The 15113-nt window shown below is 58.8% G+C and carries 15 protein-coding genes; 10 read left to right on the top strand and 5 right to left on the bottom strand.

The genetic code is table 11. The features are described from left to right. Nucleotides 1-37 precede the first annotated feature (37 nt). From BLW83_RS13295 to BLW83_RS15540, 4 genes are all read right to left on the bottom strand, one after another. Nucleotides 38-2125 (bottom strand): TonB-dependent receptor domain-containing protein, encoded by a 2088-nt coding sequence (locus BLW83_RS13295; RefSeq protein WP_245728881.1) that lies wholly within the window; start codon nt 2123-2125, stop codon nt 38-40. A 627-nt stretch (nt 2126-2752) separates the two neighbouring features. Beyond that, nucleotides 2753-3238 carry a toll/interleukin-1 receptor domain-containing protein gene (locus BLW83_RS15850; RefSeq protein WP_245728879.1) on the bottom strand — a complete coding sequence of 162 codons (486 nt, stop codon included), beginning with the start codon at nt 3236-3238 and terminating at the stop codon, nt 2753-2755. A gap of 331 nt (nt 3239-3569) precedes the next feature. After that, nucleotides 3570-4607 carry a hypothetical protein gene (locus BLW83_RS13285; RefSeq protein ID WP_090848730.1) on the bottom strand — a complete coding sequence of 346 codons (1038 nt, stop codon included), beginning with the start codon at nt 4605-4607 and terminating at the stop codon, nt 3570-3572. Between the two features lie 325 nt (nt 4608-4932). Beyond that, nucleotides 4933-7116, bottom strand: coding sequence for an ATP-binding protein (locus BLW83_RS15540; RefSeq protein ID WP_143042844.1), 2184 nt, complete (start codon nt 7114-7116; stop codon nt 4933-4935). A gap of 324 nt (nt 7117-7440) precedes the next feature. On the opposite strand from BLW83_RS15540, the gene BLW83_RS13275 reads away from it, so the two are divergent. The 4 genes from BLW83_RS13275 (at nt 7441) to BLW83_RS13260 (ending at nt 10314) form a co-directional block, all read left to right on the top strand. Further along, nucleotides 7441-7968, top strand: coding sequence for an antirestriction protein ArdA (locus tag BLW83_RS13275; RefSeq protein WP_090848728.1), 528 nt, complete (start codon nt 7441-7443; stop codon nt 7966-7968). Between the two features lie 194 nt (nt 7969-8162). Further along, the gene (locus BLW83_RS16105; RefSeq protein WP_090848727.1) at nt 8163-8366 is read left to right on the top strand and encodes a transcriptional regulator domain-containing protein; all 204 of its coding nucleotides are present in this window, start codon (nt 8163-8165) and stop codon (nt 8364-8366) included. Nucleotides 8367-8424: 58 nt separating this feature from the next. Next, nucleotides 8425-8943: a DUF2285 domain-containing protein gene (locus BLW83_RS13265; RefSeq protein ID WP_090848726.1), complete on the top strand. Its 519-nt coding sequence runs from the start codon at nt 8425-8427 to the stop codon at nt 8941-8943. 69 nt (nt 8944-9012) lie between these two features. After that, on the top strand, nt 9013-10314 hold the full coding sequence (locus BLW83_RS13260; RefSeq protein WP_177172574.1) for a hypothetical protein: 1302 nt from the start codon (nt 9013-9015) through the stop codon (nt 10312-10314). A gap of 81 nt (nt 10315-10395) precedes the next feature. Here BLW83_RS13260 and BLW83_RS13255 read toward each other — a convergent pair whose 3' ends face one another. Beyond that, nucleotides 10396-10683: a DNA -binding domain-containing protein gene (locus tag BLW83_RS13255; protein WP_090848843.1), complete on the bottom strand. Its 288-nt coding sequence runs from the start codon at nt 10681-10683 to the stop codon at nt 10396-10398. Between the two features lie 460 nt (nt 10684-11143). Here BLW83_RS13255 and BLW83_RS13250 point away from each other — a divergent pair, with 460 nt between their 5' ends. The 6 genes from BLW83_RS13250 to BLW83_RS13225 are packed head-to-tail and all read left to right on the top strand — an operon-like array spanning nt 11144 to nt 14911. Next, nucleotides 11144-11413, top strand: a complete 270-nt coding sequence (locus tag BLW83_RS13250; RefSeq protein ID WP_090848725.1) for a helix-turn-helix transcriptional regulator — start codon at nt 11144-11146, stop codon at nt 11411-11413. Then, on the top strand, nt 11414-12490 hold the full coding sequence (locus BLW83_RS13245; RefSeq protein WP_090848724.1) for a replication initiator protein A: 1077 nt from the start codon (nt 11414-11416) through the stop codon (nt 12488-12490). A 58-nt stretch (nt 12491-12548) separates the two neighbouring features. Next, the gene (locus BLW83_RS13240) at nt 12549-13067 is read left to right on the top strand and encodes a DUF2840 domain-containing protein (RefSeq protein WP_090848723.1); all 519 of its coding nucleotides are present in this window, start codon (nt 12549-12551) and stop codon (nt 13065-13067) included. Further along, nucleotides 13064-13609 carry a S26 family signal peptidase gene (locus BLW83_RS13235; RefSeq protein ID WP_090848722.1) on the top strand — a complete coding sequence of 182 codons (546 nt, stop codon included), beginning with the start codon at nt 13064-13066 and terminating at the stop codon, nt 13607-13609. The genes BLW83_RS13240 and BLW83_RS13235 overlap by 4 nt, the downstream gene beginning before the upstream one ends. Before the next feature lie 37 nt (nt 13610-13646). Then, complete coding sequence (locus tag BLW83_RS13230; RefSeq protein WP_090848721.1) at nt 13647-13982, top strand: DUF736 domain-containing protein; 336 nt, start codon at nt 13647-13649, stop codon at nt 13980-13982. Beyond that, nucleotides 13979-14911 (top strand): lytic transglycosylase domain-containing protein, encoded by a 933-nt coding sequence (locus BLW83_RS13225; RefSeq protein WP_090848720.1) that lies wholly within the window; start codon nt 13979-13981, stop codon nt 14909-14911. Before BLW83_RS13230 ends, BLW83_RS13225 begins: the two co-directional genes overlap by 4 nt. Nucleotides 14912-15113: the final 202 nt, after the last annotated feature.

The raw sequence follows: 15113 nt of genomic DNA, 5'->3' as shown, positions 1-15113 counted from the left end.
GGTCTCCGTGGCGCTTGCTTGGCGCGGTTGAATCGGTTCAGAAATTGGCCGTCAGCCCCAGCCACAGTCGGCGGCCTTCCTGAACGGTGTTGAAGTCGCTGGCCACCACCTCTTTGTTGAAGACGTTGTAGACAGCGGCATTCAAGGTCGCCATTTCGGTCAGCTGATAGTTCGCGCCGAGATCGACGGTGGTGTAGGCGGCATATTTCCTGCCTGTCTGCCCGTTGATTTCGACCGGGGTGCCGTTGCTGCCGATGCGCAACCCCGAGTTGATCTCGGAGCCATGGTAATTGGCACTGAGCCAGCTATCCAACCCATCGACCGGGGTTTGCCAGTCGAAACGCAGGCTTGCCATATGTTCGGGCGTGCGGGCCAGCGGGAAGCCGGCATATTCGCCGGTTTTCTGCTTGGACTTGGTGTAGGTATACGAGGCACGGGCAGAAAGCGCGGGGGTGATCGACCAGTCCCCCGCAAGTTCCAGGCCGCTGATCGTCGCCTTGTCCACGTTGAAATTCTGGATCAGGCGGCGGTAATACAACTCGCCGTCGCCGCCCACATATTGGGGGCCGTCCGTCCAGTATTCATATTCGTCGATCACCCCGTCGCCGTTGGTGTCCGTGCCCAGGCTGCGCTGTTGCAGCTTGTTGTCGAATTTTGTGTGAAAGGCCGTGGCGCTGAGCCGGAAATCATTGCCTTCATAGACCCCGCCCACTTCGATGTTGACGGTTTCCTCGGGCTTCAGGTCGGGGTTGCCCAGAATCGCCGCGCAAGAGGGCGGCGTGTTGCTGGCACAGCCGGCGCCGCCGCTGGTATAGGCATAACCGGGGATGATCGAGCGCAGTTCCGGCGTCTTGTAGCCGGTCGAGATGCCGCCCTTGATGGTCAGGCTGTCGGTCGCGCTCCACACCCCGTAGATCCGCGGGGCGACATGGCCGCCATAAAGCTCGTGGTCGGTATAGCGCAGCCCCATCGTCAGCGCGAAATCGTCACGCAGGCGCCATTCGTCCTCGACATAAAGCGCCCATTCGTCGGCGCGGAACTTCTGATCGACGGGATCTTCGCCGGGCTCGACAGCGCCGGGGTTCTGGTCGGTCAGGTCGGTGCGCATGAACTGGCCGCCGACGGTCAGGTTGTGGTCGCCCCGCCACGACAGCTGCCGCGTCGCCTTGGCGTCCAGCACCGTGTTGCGCACCTCGGGCGAGCGCAGATTTTCGACAAAGGGACCGCCCGCCGCCGTGCGGCTGAACGAGGTCCGCTCGCCGATCTCCTGCGACAGGCTGATCTCGGTATCCAGCGCGTCGTAGCGGCCCTTGTGGGTCAGCGACCAGTGGTCGCGGTCGTTGTCATTATATCCCAGGCCGCCATAGTTTTCGCTGGTGATCCGGGTCCGCCCGGCCTCAAGCAGCAGGTCGTTCTGGTCATCCACGCGCCACGACAGCCGCGCGCCAAGGTCATAGTCGTCCGAGCCGCTGGGGCCGCCGGTGATCTCGGAGGCATCCTGATCGAATTTCCGCCCCCAGACCTGCAACCCCAGCACATTGTCGATCAGCGGACCCGAGGCATAGAACGAATTCTGGCGCGAATTCTCGAACCCGTCCTCGCCCTGGATCACCACCTCGGTCGTGACCGAGCCGGTCCACACATCCGCCACCGGCTTGGTGATGACATTGATCACGCCGCCCATCGCATCCGACCCGTAAAGCGAGGACATCGGCCCGCGCACGATCTCGATCCGCTCGATTGCGGCGATCGGAGGGATGAAGCTTTGTTCATAGCCCGCGTTGCCGTTGGTGCGCGCGTCGCGGGTGCTTTGGCGTTTTCCGTCCACGAGGATCAGCGTGTATTGGCCGGGCAGGCCGCGGATATAGATGTCCTGTTCGTTTGCGGTGCCGGTGGTGGCGACGCCCTGCACCTCTTTCAGCGCATCGGTCAGGCTGGTGAAATTGCCCTTTTGCAGCTCTTCGGCGGTGATGACCGAGATGCTGGCCGGGGCATCCTTGATGCTCTGCTCAAAGCCGGCGGCGGTGATGACGATTTCGTCCAGGACGATGGGCTGCTGGGCTGCGGCGGGCAGGGCGCAGCCCAGCCCGCAGCTCAGCGCGGTGCCGGATGCGAATGCCGCCATGAGCCGGCGGCGGGACGGGTGGGGTGCAGATATGGGCATGGTCATGTCCTTGCAGATTGCGCAAAAAAGACACGCCTTGGCTGGCAACCCGGGTCTTGTGGACGATCAGGCGTAGCGGTGCGGGGCGAGATACATTGCTGGCTGGGTAGACGACCTTGCAAGGGGGCGTCAATACCCGATTGTTTTGATCACCCTCTTTTACCGACCCCGTTCCGGCCAGCAGGGACAGGCCGGACACCGGCTGGCCCCGGGGTGAAGGTTGTTAAATGCCAGCAAGGCACCGGCCTGCGCGCAGCGATCGCGGATGAATCACGGGCAGCCGGACGCGCATGACCCTCGGCATGGCCGGGGCGCCGCGGACAAGATGGCGCTTGAATGGTGAAAATGGCGGGCCGAAGCCGAAGAAACGGAGAACTACACCTACGCTATACCCCTCTAAAATCGAGGCCCGATAGAAAGAACTGCCGCAGCAGTGCGCCCCATTCAGACTTTCAACTCAAATATTTGACTTGCTCAAAGCTGCCGAAACGAACGGTTTTGAGCAGTGGGAGGGAGGCAAACCTCCACGGGAAACGTGGCCTATATGGCTAAATTCAGGTGATAGCGTGTTTCTATCACCTGAATTGACTAGGCCGCGACCAACTCAGCAATCTTCGCCGCAACCGCCGCCATCGACTCTTCGGCAGTGTTCAGCCCAGCCCGAGACGCCAGCAGAAGGCTGACCTTCTCCAGCTCCTCATACGTCGTCCCGTGCACGACTGGCACTAGCCGCTCACGCCGAAGAAGTGCCGAAAGCTCTTTGTCCGCGACACCTTCTGCCGGGAGACGGCGCAGCATGGCTGGCGTAACCAGCACGATGCCGACGCGAGAATTTACCAAGCCCTTGTCGATTGCCCGCATCATCGGCACGCCGAGGCCAAGGTCTTTCTCGCTAAACCATACGCGAACACCGCGCGCTTCAAGCAGGTCATGAAGGTCTTTCGCGGACCCTTGACGATCATCCCATGCGTGGCACAGGAAAACGTCCCGGAGATCAGGCTGCGAAACAGCGAGGCTTTCGATAGTTTCACGGACAGGAGTGAGTGTCCGCACTTCTTCGGGTGTGTACCACACCCCCGAACTCGATGGGGACCAGCGCGGCTTTGAGCTGCGCCCCGAACTGCTGCCGCCCCGGCTTCCCGAAGAAGGGGAGGGAGAGGGCCGATAGCTGCTAAAATCACTGTATCCGCCGTAGCCGCTATAACTCCGTGAACGACCGTAACGACCTCCACATGCGGGGCAGTCGGCCGCCGCCGCCGCCGAACGGTGCCCCCTTACTGGTGCAGTGCATCTGGCCATATGCCCCCCTTTCTTTTCATCGACTATTCTGCCGGAAACTTGAGTTGGCTATTTGCGTCCAACGTTCAATATAACTGACATATGCACCGAGAATACTCTCGGAATATCAGTGACCGCGACGTTTCGACCGATAGCCACTCCGCCGTCGCCGTAGGCCGCGCTCAAAGAGCTTATCGTGCAGCAGGGATTTAAGTCGTTCTTGCCATCCATCAGTATGCACTACGCGATCAAAGTGTGCGTCCTGATCGCGGAGAAGGTCGAGCCGCGACCGTTGCGACGCCTCATCCCAATCTTGGTACAGCAAATAGACTGCGTTGCCGTATCTGAGGTTCTCGAACACGACTAGGTCATCAGCAAACTGTGCGCCGAAATATGAGCCGAATCCGCCCTGACCGCGAATATAGGCTTTCGGCTCGAAACCCTCGAACAATCGCACCCGCTCGCGAATATGCTTCTCAAAATCGGGTGCGTTCATCGGATGCGCCGATCCCAGCAAGCGAGCAACAACTTCGTCAGCGGTACCCGGTGGGAAAATCTGCCAGTCGAGAGTGACGGTTGAGATGTATTCTTCGCGCGTGGCGTCGCTCGCGAACACGCCGGTGACGCCCGTATTCTCTTGCAGGACGTTGATCGCCCAAAGCAGCATCAAGTCGAACTCGGCCATGCCCCGGCTAAGCATGGGCGCGAGGGCGAACTTGACCGCCACCTGCTCACCGCCTTTGTCTTCAAGCACACTCGCTTCGATAATCATGCCCTGCGGCTCGAAAATTTGGTTCTGGTAAACGTCTTTAGTCCAAGAACGCATCGTCCAGCCGTTGCGTGCGCCATCTCCAAAGTTGGGCGACTCGAAGGTCCATGTCTTCTGGACCATCGGCCAATCCTCACGCTTACGATCCCATCCATGCGCATTTCGCTCAGACCACTTTCCGGCGTCGGCGGGTGGTTGGGTTGGACCTTCGGCGATGATGGAGGAGCCGTCTATGCTCAATCCAACGTGGCTATACTGGCCCGCTTCCAGATCGTCACGGTTGATCTTCTTGGTCGCGGCGACGGCGACGAGATCGCCGTCAATCTCATTGAGTGCGTGCCGAACAAACGGCGGGATCTTGCGGTAGTTGCTTTTCCAAGGAAAACGCTGTGCCATTGTTGCCCCCCAACTGTGGCCCGGAGCGTACGGGGGCGACAGTGAATAGACAAGAGCCGTTCGAAGACACCCTCCAAGTAGAGGTGACAATCGGTTTGTGATTTAACGAGACCTGTTCACGCAGATAAAAAAGAAAGCCGAGCGTACGTGATTGCAGCACGTCTTCCCTAAATTTCCGAACGGTATAGCTAGATCGCCAGCCTCGGCGATCTACACCGATGTTGTCGTTCTGACGGGTCTTTTGGTCCAGAGCGCGCTCTCGCGGCGCGGTCAAAGAAACTGCAACCTATAATTTCTCCATCGGCTGATCGCAGTTACTTTCAGTTTAGTGCACCCCCTCGGCGCACGCCTTTACGTCCTGAAAGAGTGAAACGAGGTGATGTCCCGACATATCTAAAATCGGTTCGAACATAAAAGAGTTCAGATGAATATTTTCCGGCGTCATCAAAGCTACGCGCTTGACCGTCGCAAGAGTGAGGCCGTCACACCCGTCCATTTTCTCGAACTTGCGAATAAGCTTTCCGGTCTGACTGTTGCTGATTGACTTTACGTAATCGTCGTCGTTGATTGTTTTAATTAATACTTCTTCTGCAACGAGGCGGATTCCGATGGCAAGTGTAATCTTCTCCTCTAACCTGAGGTCATCATTACCACGCTCACAAATGTCGACACATGCCGACATCACTAGGTCGAAGACAGTGCCACCCTTTGCGCTAAAATCAGTGTATGCGCCTTTCGCCAGAATTGCTTCGTAAATTCTGGCAAGGTCATCAATAGTTATGTTCTTCGTATCCTCCTTAACGTGCAGTAAAGACGTCAATTTGGAGAACAAATCTATATTTCCTACATATTCCGTTAAATTTCTTACAAACGGAATAGAAGCTACCAAAACAACCGGATCGTTGAGCTTCTGCTTCCAATCTTCAAATGGGTTATCGCTAAGGCGATCTGGTATAAGCTGAAGCGCACCGTTGAGCCGGTTGCAGAGCAGCTTGTTGTCTCCATAAATCCCAATCCTCCCTCGCACGGTACGATAGAAATCGTAGTTATGAGTGAGCAGGACAAGGTGGAAATTATCCTCTCTGCGTATGTCGTTTAGGTATTCGATGATCGCGTATTTGTTTTTGTAATCAAAGGAATCTGCTATATCGTCGAGCACCATAAGTGTTTCGATACGGGCTTTTTTCCGTGCCTCAACCTCGAATATGATATTGAGGATATAAAGTGCGCGCCTCTCTCCCGTGCTAAGTCCTCGGTCAAGGGTCGAACGTTCGGTTTTTCGCGCAGCACCCCCTTCGCGATCCTTGACGTAGAAGGAAATTTGCGGCGCTGAAACGTTCAATACGGCGTCGCCTTTGTTCTCCACGCGCACTTCAAAGGGAACTGAAAATCTGTCATTAAACTGCGCGATTACCGACTCCCAGCGCGTCTGCTCTTTCTCTGCCTCTGAAATAATATCTCTAATTTTTTCTTTGCTAGAATCATATTCGGAAATAAGATCAAAGTATGCTTTATCATTTTCCACAAGATATGAAATCCACACTCTTTGCTTGAATGCATCGATGTCGCTAAGTTCCGCAACGACAAAAGGATTTTCAATTAGGTAGTCGCGAAAGCTCCTAAGTTCTGCTGTGGTGAGCATTCCATCAACCTTCTGGAACATCTCTGCTAGCTTTGGGTCGGTTAGTATCTTCTCTTTTTCCGCATCAATAGCTGCAACAAGCTCAGAATCCGTTGTAATCTCGCTTCGCTTGCCATCGTGATTGAGGTTGACTGAATGTCCGCCGTCGAACCAGCCGTTCGCCTTAAGGTTTTTTGCAATAGTCTCTGCGTTGCTATGGTTAAATACACCTTTTTTGAAATACATTGATTGATCTATTATCTGTTCATAAATTTTGGTGTAGTCATCAATCAGAGATTTTACATCTCCATTTTGGAGAAATTCGAGGACTTTTTCGCTAAATAGAATCTTATATTTTAATGAAGAAAAATGCGCATGCGCCCCTTCCTTGACCTCTCTTTCAAGTCGCGCCAAGGCGACCAAAACGTCCTCAGGCCGAACCTTGAAGGCTGTGGAAATTGCCAAGTCGATGTCCTTCGACAACCCAGAAGGTTTTTTAAGCGCCTTTAGAAGGCTTTCTTTTTTCTCTGCAATTGAACCAAATATTTCATCATATCGGGCCTTGAGGTCTTCGCTCGCCAACAATGTCGATATCCGCGAAGACTGATATTTTTCGTCGATGGAGTCGATTACAAAGATTGAGTCAGGATCAATAGCCGCGCCAGTTTCATCCGCGACCGAAAGTACACTATCCCGTTCGGGAAAGTATATATCTTCAGGCTGCTTGCCATTGACGTAGCTCCGCAAGGATTTAGCGAGTGAAGTCTTCATCACCCCGTTGGGGGCATATATCAGTACAGGCATGTTTCTGTTAGAAAAATCAAATGTATGCTTGAGAGCGTCGATCCCAAAGCAATACTTCATATCGACTGTGACGGTCGTCGGCATATCCCCCCCCCATGATCCAGCTCTGACGTAAATGCAGATTGTCATGCTCTAAGCGATAACTCCATGGGATAGTTACCCCATGTGCCTTCGCGCCTCGCCGCTTCAGCAGATAGCTGCTAAGGGCGTTGCCCTCGCGCCAGCAAGGTAAGTGAAACCGTCCGGGGCGGTATCCCCAGCCTTCCGCGCCCCAAGGGGCTTGTGCAGGCTGGGTGATTCCCCTCCACCCCGGCCGCCCTTGCTCGTTGCTACCCCAGTCTCGGCGACGGCCAGAAGGTCAGGCGCGGCGTTCCGCTTCGCTGACCTTCAGACCCGAGGATCAGAGACATGACCAACGTATCCGACAGCACCCCCCGCATCTATGTCGCTTGCCTTGCCGCCTACAACAACGGCTATCTGCATGGCGCTTGGATCGACGCGGATCAGGATGCGGACCAGATTAGGGACGCGATTGCCGCGATGCTTGCCCGTTCCCCTGTCGAGGACGCGGAGGAATACGCCATTCACGATTACGAGGGCTTCGAGGGCGTCAGCATCTCGGAATATGACGGCATCGACACCGTGACGCGGATGGCCACTTTCATCGCAGAGCATGGCGCACTTGGCGCGGGCCTGCTGGAGCAGTTCAGCGGCGACATGGACCAAGCCGAATCCACGTTGGAGGATTGCTATCATGGTCAGTTCGCCAGCCTCGCCGACTACATGGAGGAATTGACCACCGAGAGCGTCACGATCCCCGAGGCGCTGCGCTACTATGTCGATTGGCAGGCGATGGCGCGCGACGCCGAGATGGGCGGCGACCTGTTCACTATCGAGACGGCGCACGGCGAGGTCCATGTGTTTTCCAACAGGTGAAAACATGACTGCCTGTCCGTGCTCATACGCGCAGGCATCTCGAAAGCACCGGCTGTTGCCAAGCTAAAAACACCAAAGAATGATCGGGTTAGCCGCTCAAGGTATCTGCTTTGAGCGGCTTCTATATTTCCAGTGATCCTTGAACCTCTTTTTGCCGGGCGCTGCCCAGCATCCCGGCTTGGGGAGGTGACGCCATGCTCAGCATCGATTGGCGATCTCCAGCGGCATACGGGCACACAAAGCACATTCCAGCCGCTGGTTTCGCTTGGGAATATTTGCGCCGCAACGACGAATATCGTCGGGACTGCCAGAACATCGCATTGACCGGAGGGCCGGCTGCCCGCGACCTTGAAGCGTTCGCGCATCGCTGGGGGTTGCGATTTCCCGTGCGATCCTGACGCGCCACATGACCAGCAATCCCCAATCTGGAGCCCGCGCCTTCAACCGCAAGCGGTAATGCTGTCCCCGGTCAGTCACAAGGAAGGCGACACCGAACCGATATTGACGCTGGCGCATCTCGACGGCCTCGATCTGCGCCGCGCCGCCGATGGCTGGCACGGTATTTGGCAGGTGGATGGCGTCAAACATCAATTCTGGCTGCCCGAGGCGGTGCCCGACGCAGCCGCCTTCTATGCGGTTACCCTGCCGATGGATTCCTTTCTGGAACTGCGCGCCCACGCCGCCCGCCGTTTCTGGCGATCTCTCATCGGCCGCGCACCCGGTCCCGATTTCCGGACTGTCCCCGCCCAGCTCCGGCAATGGCATATCCTCTCGCTGCGCGCGCTCGACGCCCGGCTGCGCGGCGAGAGCTATCGCACTATCGCCGAAGTCGTGCTCGGCTTTCGCGGCACCAAAGAGGATTTCGAAGGCGACCCGCGCAAGAACAAGGCCCGACGTCTGGTCGCGCACGGTATCAAGATGATGCGTGGCGGCTATCGTCTTTTGCTCCACTATCCGCTTAAGTTACGCTGCTAACGGCTGAACCTTCTGCTAGGAAGACATAGACAGAGTCTTGGTAGAGGAAAACAATATCTTGAGGGCTACATGGCGACCTTTTCCGAAGACGATGTTCACAAGTTTCTTCACGCCAAAGGGTTGGAGACAATAATTGTCGATTGTCCTGAGTTCGACCTAGCTAAAGTTGAGCCGCCGGTGCCGGTCGAGCCGTGTGATGATGAGACTAATTTCGAACTCTGGAGAATCATTAAGGCCCGCGCAATGGCGCGACTTCATGGAACGATCCGCTATGGAAGCTTCGTTGGAACAAAAATTAAGCTCCCCACTGACAATACCACGCCGATGGAACTCGACCTAATAGGCATCCACGAGGACGGTCTGTTCGTGTTGGAATTGAAAGTCGGACGGGCGGCAGAGCGCAATGCGTTCTCCGAGCTATTTGCCTACAGTAATTATATCGCTGGAATCTTCGCCCTGTCTGGCCATCAGGACATCACTAATGTTTTAGTTGCTAAACTCGATAACAAGATTACCAAACAGGCATTTCTTTACGATCTTCTGATTAACGAACGAGACATCATTGTCTATCGCCCAAGTTTTCCTAGTCGTAACGTAGAAAGCTTGCGGTTAGACCTATATTTACCAAGCGACGACGACTTTCGTCATTTTACCAACGAACTTTTGTCACACGGCGCAATGGCTTGCGTGGTGATTTCATTCGATGATCTCGATGGTTGGTTCGACAGCAAAGAGGAGAGTGGCAGCCTCAATGACTGGACCAAGGAACATCTGTCGGCTCTAAGCGGCTACGCCGCCCAGCTAATGGAAGCGGAACGGCTGCACGGCTTTTGCTTCATCCGCAAACCATGGCAGGAGATTCCTCGCCATTATCGCAACAGCCTGTTCGTCTGCGCGCTAAATCCCTTTCGCATCGCAGAGCCAGAACGTGCCGACGCGATACTATCGCAATTGAAGGCAAGCGAGCGGGACACATTTCGGGAAACGCCGGAGTTAGCATTTGACGGACGGTTGATTCGTTTAGCGCAGCGCGCAATTAAAGACTGTCTTACGAATGATTATAGGGCGGAGGTTGAGACACCCTATTGGGGCGCAATCGTCACCGAGACCCAAGAGGTTGTCTTCACGCACAACTTTGCGTTCCGACCAACCGGGATCATGCGTGAAGCCTATGTTGGTTACCTTAATGACCTTTATGCGCGAGAGGCGGCGGGCAAAGGTTGTGGCGAAGATGTCTCCGTTCTGAAAGTCAACGAGGTTAACAACTGGATGGGCGCTTGGACCTTTATGGAGCGTTGTGGCTTCAAGGCAGGCGAAGCGTTGGAAGACTATCCGGATTGCGACGATAATTTCGTCTCGGAGTCGGATTAAGCTTCCGAACAGTCGATCAGTAAATCCGTTACGCTTGCGCGGTGAACCACCGGAAGATTTTCATAGTAATTGTCACGTAGCTCAATATTTGTTCGCTGCCGCCTGCTCCAGAATTGTCCGGTAGCCCTCACGTGATAGCCATTGCGCGCGCTCAAGATGGCTTTGCCAGCAACGGCGCGCCCGAAGTTCCTCGGCCGCCGGATCGCGGTGCAGCACGATCCGCGCCACTTCCTTCCAGTCCGCATCCTCGGCCTTGGCATCGAGAAGACGCAGATAGGTCACGAAATGCCGTTCGTCATAGACGGTTATGGTGTCGCCGGTCGGCGCTTCATCGTCCACATCGGGATCGAGTTCGACGGGCACTCGCATGGTCATTCCCCTTCAACTGGAGAGAGCCTTGCTTGCGGTGCGCCCCCGCAATGGCCCCTCTGACCTGGTGATCGGGGAGTTAGTAACCGTGCTGGACGGCCCCATGGCCTTTAGCTCGGAAAGCCTGTTGTATACGCCACAGGCTCCCCGACCATAGGGTCAAGGAGTGTGGTGCCGTCACGGCCGACACCAACCGCCAACAGGGGTTACTACGCCCCGGAACAGTGCGTCTGTTCCGGCTACATTCCTAACCGAACCGCGCACGAATGTCTTTGCCTATTCGGCGCGGCAGGCAGTGAGTCGCTGAAATCCCTCACCTATTAGCCGCGCACCGCCCCGAAGGGGGGTGCCGCCAGCGCATAGGCACAAATGCGGCACGCTACGCGCCGCCGATCTCTCGCCATGGTTCGCCACAGTCCGCTGCCGCCCCCGGCAGCCCAATCCTGACTGGAGGTGATCCATGCCCAACCCGCTTGCGGGCCTGCCGCCGCGCCTGTTGCGCACCAAGGAAGCCGCGCGCTTCCTCGGCATATCCATCCGAACCCTTGAGAAACATCGCACCTACGGCACCGGCCCGACCTATCGCAAGGTCGGCGGTCGCGTCCTCTACACCGTCCGTGATCTGGAAAACTGGAGCGCGGTCGGCGAACGCAAATCCACCCGCGACAAGACCGCCGGCACCGTCTTTCCCGCGCGTCCGCTTACGCCCGAAGAACGGAGCGACTGCTAGATGCTGCGCGAGGATGATCACGACCCCGCGCTCACGACCGAGGACAGCGAGCGCAGCCGCCTAAACCCCTTCGTGGTTGCAACGGGCGACGCGCCGCCGCGCGACCAGCGCGATTTGATGGAACGGCCGTTTTTCTCGCTGGCGAAGACCCCACGCACCAAGCCGATTCTCTACAAGGCCGCCGACATAGAGGTGCAGGTGTTCGGGATGCCCGAGCACGGCATGGCGACCATATGGGACGCCGATGTGCTGATATGGGCGGCCTCGCAGATTGTCGCGGCCGAGAATGACGGCCTCACGACTTCGCGCTTCGTCCGGTTCACGCCCTACCACCTGTTGCGCGCCATCGGGCGGCCGACCGGCAATCACCAATACCGGCTTCTGAAAGCCGCGCTGGCGAGGCTGCAATCGACCGTCATCGCCACAACCATTCGCAACGGCCCGCATTGGCGTCGCCGCCAGTTTTCTTGGATCAACGAATGGGAGGAAATGACGACGCGCGCCGGCCGCGTCGAGGGCATGGAGTTCGTCCTGCCCGAATGGTTCTACAACAGCGTCATCGACCGCTCGCTGGTCCTGACCATCGACCCGGCCTATTTCCGGCTGACTGGCGGCATCGAGCGATGGCTTTACCGCGTCGCCCGAAAGCACGCCGGGCACCAGCGCCATGGCTGGACTTTCGAGGTCGCGCACCTTCATCAGAAATCTGGCAGCCTCGCCCGGCCGTCCGACTTCGCGCTCGACCTGCGCCGCATCGCGGCCCGCCAGTCGCTCCCCGGCTACCTGCTCCAGATCGAGCGGGAAGACGGCCGCGAACTGCTGCGCATCCGCCCCGAAAAACTGTCAACAGGCACTGTTGATAACCCTGTTAATGCCATCGGCAGATCAGGCGCACGGGGTATCGGCAGATCAGGCGCATCACTATCGGCAGATCAGGCGCACGAACCGCAGCTAACGCTCTGGCCTGAAAAGCGGAATCCCACCGCTAACTTATCTAACAGAGAATCTAACTCTTTCTCTTTGACGCGCGCGCAGGCGAAGCGTGGTGCCGGTTCTGCCCGAAGGGGCGAGCCATGACGGCCGCGCCCGACGCGCTGCGCCCGCGCAGCCCCCAGCACATCACCGGAGACGAACAATGACCCGTCGCGCCCACCGCAGCGCACACGGCCGTCCGCTGCCGGACGGTCCCGCGCCCTTCACCACACTGGTCGAGTTGACCTTCGAGAAACGCAAGATCGAGCACTGGATACGCTTCGGCCGCAAGAGCTACGAGCAGATCATCGACCGCCGCCGCAGTGTCGTCGGCTTCGCGCCGGGCAGCATCTTCGCCTTCGTCCGATGGGCGAACGGCGAGCATGGCACGGTTGTTTCCCGCATCGACATTGTGCGGGCAATCGGGCGCGGCGAACCGTTCCAGACATTGCCCTTCGTCCGCCCCGGCGGCGAAATCCTGTTGCGCCTCGATAGCTGGCCCAAGGTGCAGCGTGCGCTTGCCGCCATCGACGCCTTGGAATCGCTCGGCCTCGATCCGGCCGATGCCTCGCCGGATCACTGGCGGCACGTCCACAACCGTTTGACCGCCAATCTGGAACCGCACGCCTACACGCCCGAGCGACATGCCGCTTGGCTTCATCGCCGAAGGATCGAGCCATGACGCGCCGCCGCACCCTTACGGTGACGGCGCTGGCGGTGATCGGCATCGCCGCCGCAAGCGCCGTCGAGACGCCGACGAAACTCATCTGGAACGCCACCGCCAGCGCGCCGGTCGGGTTCTACACTGTCGAGCCGGCCGAGCGGATCGAGGTGCCCGAGCTGGTCGCCGTCATACCGCTCGAATCGCTCGCCGCCTTCATGGTCGAGCGCGGCTATATCGCGCGAGGCGTTCCGCTCCTGAAGCGCGTCTTGGGCCTGCCGGGACAGTGGGTTTGCCGCACCGGCCGCACGATCACGGTGAACGGGATCGAAATGGGCGAGGCGCTGGAGCGTGACAGCCTCGGCCGCGATCTGCCCATCTGGCAGGGCTGCCGCGTGATCGGCGACGACCAGCTTTTCCTCATGAATTGGGAAGTCCGCGACAGCCTCGACGGTCGGTATTTCGGACCCATCCCGGCAAGCTCCGTCATCGGCCGAGCGGTCCCGCTCTGGACCGATGAGGAAGGCGTCGGCCGCTACGAGTGGCGCGCGCCGACGCACTGAAACCACCCCCCCGAAAACCAACCGCAGGAGATTTCCCATGGCAGAAATAGGCACCTTCACCCGCACCGAAACCGGCTATGCGGGAGAGCTTCATTCGTTCGGCCTCCACGAAAAGCTGTTCATCGTCCCGGCCAAGCCGAGCGACGTGAAAAACGCGCCCGACTATCGCGTGCGCCTCGATAGCGAGGACGGCCCGGACGCCGGCCCCGCATGGAAGGACGCCAGCGAAAATGCCGGCGACTTCGTGTCGTTGCGGCTGGAGGGACCGATCTTCCCGTTCCCGATCCGCGCCAAGCTGTTCCAGTCCAACGACGATCCATCGGTCTGGACGCTGCGTTGGAAGCACCCCCGGAAAGTCGAGGACGAGGAATGACGGCCGCGCGCGTCCGGCCCGCCATCCGGTTCAAGATCGTCATCCCTTTGTTCGCGGAAAAGCCGTCTCATCCCTTCGTCCCGCTCGGCCATCGGACGGCCGGCGGGCGCAGCGAAGGTCAGGGGCCGCCATCGGCCGGCGCTTGCGCCTTGCCCTTGACCGCAGCGAGCACGCTGGCAGGCTGGTGTCGAAGCGGAGACAGGACTGCATGGCATTGTGCCGTCCTGATACTGGCCGGCGCACTTTCCATCTGCGCCGGATCGGGCGTCGCTGTCGCGCAATCCGTGCCGGTCGAGCGCCCGGCCGCCGCCCATCCCTATGCGGCGCACATCGCCGAGGCGTCGCAGCGTTTCGGCATCCCCGAGCACTGGATTCGCGCCGTGCTGCGCGCCGAAAGCGCGGGCGATGTGCGCGCGGTTTCGGCGGCCGGCGCGATGGGATTGATGCAGGTGATGCCCGACACATGGGCGGGCCTGCGCGTCCGTCATGGCCTCGGCCGCGATTCCTACGACCCGCGCGACAACATCCTCGCAGGCACGGCCTATCTGCGCGAGATGTTCGACCGCTACGGCAATGTCGGCGCGATGCTTGCGGCCTATAATGCCGGCCCCGGCCGCTACGACGAGCACCGCGCGACGGGCCGCCCGCTTCCCGCCGAGACACGCGCCTATGTCGCCGCGCTCGCCCCGATCCTTGGCGGCGCGGCTCCATCGGATGCGCCGTTGCAACCACCGGCACCGCCGCCCGACTGGCGCGAGGCACCGCTATTCGTCATGCGCCCGGACGACACGCGAGCTGCCGCCGCGCCGCCGTCCGAGGTGCAAACAGGCGACGGCCGCGCTGCCGTTCCGGCGCGCGACCCCGCCCGTGCGGAGCTGCAGGACGGCAGCATTTTCGTGGCGAGCGCCAGCGACGGGGGAACGCCATGAGGGCGGCGTTACCGCGCTCGGCGGCGCTGGTTTCGGCATCCGGTCGGGCAGGTTTGCGCCCGGCAGGATTCCCGGCAGGAGGGGCAGAAAAGACAGAAAGGGCGGAGGGCAAGATTAAAGAAGACGGCACCATATCGGGCCGCTTCTGGAAATTGTTGTTGTCTGCACACTGGTTAGGTGGCCGGTTCCGGCACCATGGTTT

This window comes from Paracoccus alkenifer (assembly GCF_900108405.1).
In the GTDB taxonomy this organism is placed as follows: Bacteria; Pseudomonadota; Alphaproteobacteria; order Rhodobacterales; family Rhodobacteraceae; genus Paracoccus; species Paracoccus alkenifer.
Note: the sequence above shows the minus strand (reverse complement) of the source record. Positions and strands in the feature narration are given on the sequence as shown.

Bases quoted from the DNA above. Each gene is read 5' to 3' on its own strand.
- BLW83_RS13295 (WP_245728881.1), bottom strand. From the start codon at position 2,125: ATGGCGGCATTCGCATCCGGCACCGCGCTGAGCTGCGGGCTGGGCTGC.
- BLW83_RS13285 (WP_090848730.1), bottom strand. From the start codon at position 4,607: ATGGCACAGCGTTTTCCTTGGAAAAGCAACTACCGCAAGATCCCGCCG.
- BLW83_RS15540 (WP_143042844.1), bottom strand. From the start codon at position 7,116: ATGCCGACGACCGTCACAGTCGATATGAAGTATTGCTTTGGGATCGAC.
- BLW83_RS13275 (WP_090848728.1), top strand. From the start codon at position 7,441: ATGACCAACGTATCCGACAGCACCCCCCGCATCTATGTCGCTTGCCTT.
- BLW83_RS16105 (WP_090848727.1), top strand. From the start codon at position 8,163: ATGCTCAGCATCGATTGGCGATCTCCAGCGGCATACGGGCACACAAAG.
- BLW83_RS13265 (WP_090848726.1), top strand. From the start codon at position 8,425: ATGCTGTCCCCGGTCAGTCACAAGGAAGGCGACACCGAACCGATATTG.
- BLW83_RS13260 (WP_177172574.1), top strand. From the start codon at position 9,013: ATGGCGACCTTTTCCGAAGACGATGTTCACAAGTTTCTTCACGCCAAA.
- BLW83_RS13255 (WP_090848843.1), bottom strand. From the start codon at position 10,683: ATGCGAGTGCCCGTCGAACTCGATCCCGATGTGGACGATGAAGCGCCG.
- BLW83_RS13250 (WP_090848725.1), top strand. From the start codon at position 11,144: ATGCCCAACCCGCTTGCGGGCCTGCCGCCGCGCCTGTTGCGCACCAAG.
- BLW83_RS13245 (WP_090848724.1), top strand. From the start codon at position 11,414: ATGCTGCGCGAGGATGATCACGACCCCGCGCTCACGACCGAGGACAGC.
- BLW83_RS13240 (WP_090848723.1), top strand. From the start codon at position 12,549: ATGACCCGTCGCGCCCACCGCAGCGCACACGGCCGTCCGCTGCCGGAC.
- BLW83_RS13235 (WP_090848722.1), top strand. From the start codon at position 13,064: ATGACGCGCCGCCGCACCCTTACGGTGACGGCGCTGGCGGTGATCGGC.
- BLW83_RS13230 (WP_090848721.1), top strand. From the start codon at position 13,647: ATGGCAGAAATAGGCACCTTCACCCGCACCGAAACCGGCTATGCGGGA.
- BLW83_RS13225 (WP_090848720.1), top strand. From the start codon at position 13,979: ATGACGGCCGCGCGCGTCCGGCCCGCCATCCGGTTCAAGATCGTCATC.